The 5,377-nt window shown below is 73.8% G+C and carries 4 protein-coding genes; all 4 read right to left on the bottom strand.

Annotated features, from left to right (window positions below; translation table 11 throughout):
• Nucleotides 1-1,450: DNA primase (gene dnaG, locus JS521_RS33455; RefSeq protein WP_205086652.1), on the bottom strand; the 1,450-nt coding region annotated here is incomplete at its 3' end.
• 94 nt (nt 1,451-1,544) lie between these two features.
• Nucleotides 1,545-2,804: an NAD(P)/FAD-dependent oxidoreductase gene (locus JS521_RS33460; protein WP_205086653.1), complete on the bottom strand. Its 1,260-nt coding sequence runs from the start codon at nt 2,802-2,804 to the stop codon at nt 1,545-1,547.
• Between the two features lie 138 nt (nt 2,805-2,942).
• Nucleotides 2,943-4,316 carry a deoxyguanosinetriphosphate triphosphohydrolase gene (locus tag JS521_RS33465; protein WP_205086654.1) on the bottom strand — a complete coding sequence of 458 codons (1,374 nt, stop codon included), beginning with the start codon at nt 4,314-4,316 and terminating at the stop codon, nt 2,943-2,945.
• Between the two features lie 52 nt (nt 4,317-4,368).
• On the bottom strand, nt 4,369-5,292 hold the full coding sequence (locus JS521_RS33470; protein ID WP_205086655.1) for a sirohydrochlorin chelatase: 924 nt from the start codon (nt 5,290-5,292) through the stop codon (nt 4,369-4,371).
• Between the last annotated feature and the right edge of the window lie 85 nt (nt 5,293-5,377).

A 5,377-nucleotide genomic window follows, 5' to 3' on the forward strand; every position in this document is an offset into this window, starting at 1 on the left:
GGGGGGGGCGGCGGCGCCGGGCGCCGCGGGCGGGGGCGGCCGGCTGCGGGGCACCGCCGCGCGGGCCCCTGCCCTGGGGGCCGCCCCGGCCGCCGCGGTCCCCGTGGTCGCCGCCCTTGTCGCGGGCCCAGCGGGCGAGCTGGGCGACGCGGTGGACGACGAACTCCTGGTCGAGGATGCCGACGAGGCCGGCGAGCTGGACGGCGACCTCGCGCTGCACGCTGCTCGTCTTGATCTTGGCGACGACGGCGGCGGCCTCGTCGAGGGCGGCGGCGCGGCCGGCCGGGGTCTCCAGGTCGTAGCGGCCGACGATCTGGCGCAGCGCGAACTCGAAGAGCGGGGTGCGCGGCTCGACCAGGTCGCGTACGGAGTCGTCGCCCTTGGCGAGCCGCAGGTCGCAGGGGTCCATGCCGTCCGGGGCGATGGCGATGTAGGTCTCGGCGGCGAACTTCTGGTCGTCCTCGAAGGCGCGAAGGGCGGCCTTCTGACCGGCCGAGTCGCCGTCGAAGGTGAAGATCACGCGGGCGCTGCCGTTGTCCATGAGGAGGCGGCGCAGGATCTTGATGTGGTCGTTGCCGAAGGCGGTGCCGCAGGTGGCGATGGCGGTGGTGACGCCGGCGAGGTGGCAGGCCATGACGTCGGTGTAGCCCTCGACGACGACCGCGCGGCTGGCCTTGGCGATGTCCTTCTTGGCCAGGTCGATGCCGTACAGCACCTGGGACTTCTTGTAGATCGGGGTCTCGGGGGTGTTGAGGTACTTCGGGCCGTTGTCGTCGTCGCGGAGCTTGCGGGCGCCGAAGCCGACGACATCGCCGGCGGTGTCGCTGATCGGCCACATGAGCCGGCCGCGGAAGCGGTCGATGGGGCCGCGGCGGCCGTCCTGGGAGAGGCCGGAGGTGATCAGCTCCTTGTCGCTGAAGCCCTTGCCGCGGAGATAGCGGGTGAGGTGGTCCCAGCCGGCCGGGCTGTAGCCGACGCGGAAGTGGGTGGCGGCGTCCTGGTCGAAGCCGCGCTCGGCGAGGAACTTCCGGCCGATCTCGGCCTCGGGGCTCTCCAGCGCGCGGACGTAGAACTCGGCGGCGGCCTGGTGGGCCTCGATCAGCCGGATGCGTTCGCCGCGCTGGTGGGAGGGGTTGTAGCCGCCCTCCTCGTACCGCAGGGTGATGCCCGCCTTGGCGGCGAGGCGCTCGACCGTCTCCGAGAAGGAGAGGTGGTCGATCTTCATCACGAAGGCGATCGTGTCGCCGCCCTCCTGGCAGCCGAAGCAGTGGAACAGGCCCTTGCCCGGACTGACCTGGAAGGAGGGGGACTTCTCGTCGTGGAAGGGGCAGAGGCCCTTGAGATTTCCGCCGCCCGCGTTGCGCAGCTGGAGGTATTCGGACACGACGGCGTCGATCGGGACCGCGTCCCGTACCGCCTTCACGTCGTCGTCGTTGATCCTGCCAGCCACGGGTGAAGTCTACGGGTGGGCGCAGACAGTCGGACGCCCGGCGGGCTTCGGACCGGGGTGCGGGCCGTGGCCACCCGCACCCCGTCCGTACGTCTCAGAGCAGGGATTCCAGCGGGACGGACGGGTCGGCGAGGGCCTCCGGGTCGTGCTGCTGACGGGCCCGGATCAGCTCCTGGATCGTTTCGGTGACATCCCACACGTTGACGTTCATCCCGGCGAGGATCCGGCGGTCCTTCAGCCAGAACGCGATGAACTCCCGCTTCCCGGCGTCGCCCCGGATGATCACCTCGTCGTAGGAGCCGGGCGGGGCCCAGCCGGAGTATTCGAGGCCGAGGTCGTACTGGTCGGAGAAGAAGTACGGCACGCGGTCGTACGTCACGTCCTGGCCGAGCATGGCGCGGGCGGCGGCGGGTCCGCCGTTCAGGGCGTTGGCCCAGTGCTCGACGCGCAGCCGGGTGCCGAGCAGCGGGTGGGCGGCCGCGGCGACGTCCCCGGCGGCGTAGATGTGCGGGTCGGAGGTGCGCAGCGAGGCGTCCACGGCGATGCCGCCTCCGTGTGCGCGCTCGGCCAGCTCCAGGCCCGCGGCCTCGGCGAGGGCGGAGCGCGGGGCGGCGCCGATCGCGGCGAGCACGTCGTGGGCGAGGTGCTCCTCGCCGTCGTCGGTGCGGGCGGCGAAGACCATGCCGTCCTGGCCGGTGATCTCGGTGAGGCGGGCGCCGAAGTGGAAGCGGACGCCGTGCGAGCTGTGCAGCTCGGTGAAGATCTGGCCCAGCTCGGGGCCGATGACCTGGTGGAGCGGGGTGGGCTCGGCCTCGACGACGGTGACCTCGGCGCCGTAGCCCCGGGCGGCGGCGGCGACCTCCAGGCCGATCCAGCCGGCTCCGGCGATGACCAGGTGGCCGTTGTCGCGGCCGAGGGCGGCGAGCACGTTGCGCAGCCGGTCGGCGTGGGCGAGGCGGCGCAGGTGGTGGACGCCGGCCAGGTCGGTGCCGGGGATGTCGAGGCGGCGCGGTTCGGAGCCGGTGGCCAGCAGCAGCTTGTCGTAGTGGATGACGGTGTTGTCGCCGAGCTGCACGGTCTTCGCGTACCGGTCGAGCGCGGTGACCGGCTGGCCGAGGTGCAGTTCGATGTCGGCCCCCGCGTACCAGGGGCGTTCGTGGGTGAAGACGCTGTCGCGGTCGGCCTTGCCGTCCAGGTATCCCTTGGAGAGCGGCGGCCTCTCGTAGGGGTGGTCGCGCTCGTCGCCGATGAGGATCACCCGGCCGGTGAACCCTTCGGCGCGCAGTGTTTCGGCCGCCTTCGCCCCTGCGAGTCCTGCTCCGACGATGACGAACGTCTGGTGTGCGTCGACCACTTGATGCCTCCTCAGTGCTGTGCTGCGCGGCGCCCCCACAGCTGCGAGCGTCCCGCACGCAGCGTGATGGCGAAAGAGGGTGTGCCCCGGACAGGTCACACCCAGTGGTCAAAAGTCCGGCCCCTTCCAGTCTGCCGGTCAGCCGTGACGGGCGGTGAGTGCGGCGTGCAGGGATCGTGCGGAGGCGTCGGTGAGGGCGGCGATCTGGTCGATCAGGACCCGCTTGCGGGCGTGGTCGTCGGGGGCCTGGTCGAACAGGGCGCGGAAGTGCGGCTCCAGGCCCTCGGGGGCGCGGGCGGTGAGGGCGGCGGCCAGCTCGGCGATGACGATGCGCTGGTCGGCGCGGAGGGTCTCCTGCTCGGCGCGCTGCATCACGTAGCGGTCGGCGACCGCCTTGAGGACCGCGCATTCGTTGCGGACGGTGCGCGGGACGACCAGCTCCGCGCCGTACCGGGTGAGGCGGCCGGGGCCGTACACCGCGCGGGTCGCGGTCTCGGCCTCGGTGCAGAAGCGGCCGATGAGCTGGCTGGTGGCGTCCTTGAGGCGGGCCTGGGCCACGGCGGAGCCGTCGTAGCCGTGCGGCCACCAGTCCTGGTCGATCAGCCGGTCCAGGGCCTCGGCCAGCTCCTGCGGGTCGGTGTCGGCGGGGACGTAGCGGCCGATGGCGACCGCCCAGATCTCCTCGCGCTCCGGCTCGGCGTAGAGGCAGTTGGGGTCGATGTGCCCGGCGTGCAGCCCGTCCTCGAAGTCGTGCACGCTGTACGCCACGTCGTCGGACCAGTCCATCACCTGCGCCTCGAAGCAGGTGCGGTCCTCGGGGGCGCCCTCGCGGGCCCAGGCGAAGACCGGGAGGTCGTCGGCGTACACCCCGAACTTCACCGAGTGCGGGTCGGTGGGGTGCGCGCCGCGCGGCCAGGGGTACTTGGTGGCGGCGTCCAGGGCGGCCCGGGTGAGGTTGAGGCCGACGCTGACCAGCTCGCCGGTGCGCGGGTCGTGGACGAAGCGCTTGGGTTCCAGGCGGGTGAGCAGGCGCAGCGACTGGGCGTTGCCCTCGAAGCCGCCGCAGTCGGAGGCGAAGTCGTTGAGCGCCTGTTCGCCGTTGTGGCCGAACGGCGGGTGGCCCATGTCGTGCGAGAGGCAGGCCGTCTCGACCAGGTCGGGGTCGCAGCCGAGGACCGCGCCGAGCTCGCGGCCGACCTGGGCGCACTCCAGGGAGTGGGTGAGGCGGGTACGAGGGCTGGCGTCCCAGACGAGGGAGCGGGTGCCGGGGGTGACGACCTGGGTCTTCCCGGCGAGCCGGCGCAGCGCGGCGGAGTGCAGGACCCGGGCGCGGTCGCGCTGGAAGGCGGTGCGGCCGGGGCGCTTGTCCTCCTCGGTGTCGAAGCGCTCGGTGTCGGCGGGGCCGTAGGGGCTCGGCCCCGTACCGCTCTGCCCCGTACCGCTCTGTGCGCTTCGCGTGCCGTGTGCGCCCTGTGCCGGTTCTGCCCCGTGTGCGCCCTGTGTGCCGTCCATGGTCCCGACAGTAGCGACCGGGACGGACAACGGGCGTGAGCGGGCCGGGATGTCAGGCGGAAGCGAGCAAGCTCACGGCGTCGGCGGGGGCGACCGCTGCTCGTGCCTGGTCGTAGCGGTGCAGGACGAGGCGGGCCATCGCCGGGTGGGCGCCGAGCGGGGCGGCGGCCCGGTGCGGTACGGCGTCGGCGCAGGCGCTCGCGAAGCGGCCGGGGGCGGTGAAGTACGAGGCGACGAAGGCCCGGTGGCGTCCTCGGGCGGCCAGCGCGCGCAGGGCGGCCGGGACGGTGGGCGCGGTGGCGGAGGCGTACGCGGGGACGACGGGCACGCCGAGGCGCGTCGCGAGTGCGCGCGCGGTACGCCGGGTGTCCTGGGCGGAGTCGGGGTCGCGCGACCCGGCGGCGGCGAGGACCACGCCCGCGCGCCGGCCGCCCTCGTCGGCGGGGTGCCAGCCGGCTTCGACGAGCCGCCCGTACAGCGCCTCGACGAGCAGGGGGTGCGGGCCGAGGGGCGCGGCGATCCGGGTGCGTACGCCGGGGGCGGCGGCGGCCCCGGCGGGCAGGTCGCGCTTGACGTGGGTACCGCGTCCCAGGAGCAGTGGTACGAGGACCGCGTCGGACCCGCGCAGGCCGTCCAGGGTGTCCGGGAGCAGCGGCGCGTTCAGCTCGATGTGGCCGAGCCGGACGACGAGGCCGGGGCGCAGCTCGCGCACCCGGTCCAGGAGGGCCAGCACGGTGTGCACGGCCTCCGGGTCGCGGCTGCCGTGCGCCACGGCGACCAGGGCCGGGGCGGACGGGCGGCCGTGTGCTGCGGGGCGGTCGGACTGCCGGGTGCGGTGCATGGGTCTGCGGGTTCCGTTCCGGGAGACGAGGCTGAGCTGGGCACCGAGCTGGTCGGTGATGCGGGTGAGGAGGTGCGCGGCGCTGTCGGGCATCGGGGGTGGCTGGTGGGGCTGTTCCGGGGCCGGCTCCGTCATGGACCGATGGTGCCGGGCGGAGGTTGCCGGGCCGTTGCGTGAGGGTCACGGGCGTTTTCCGCCGCCTCACGGTGGGGGCGGGGGC

The sequence above is a fragment of the Streptomyces durocortorensis genome, from assembly GCF_016901035.1.
Taxonomy (GTDB): domain Bacteria; phylum Actinomycetota; class Actinomycetes; order Streptomycetales; family Streptomycetaceae; genus Streptomyces; species Streptomyces durocortorensis.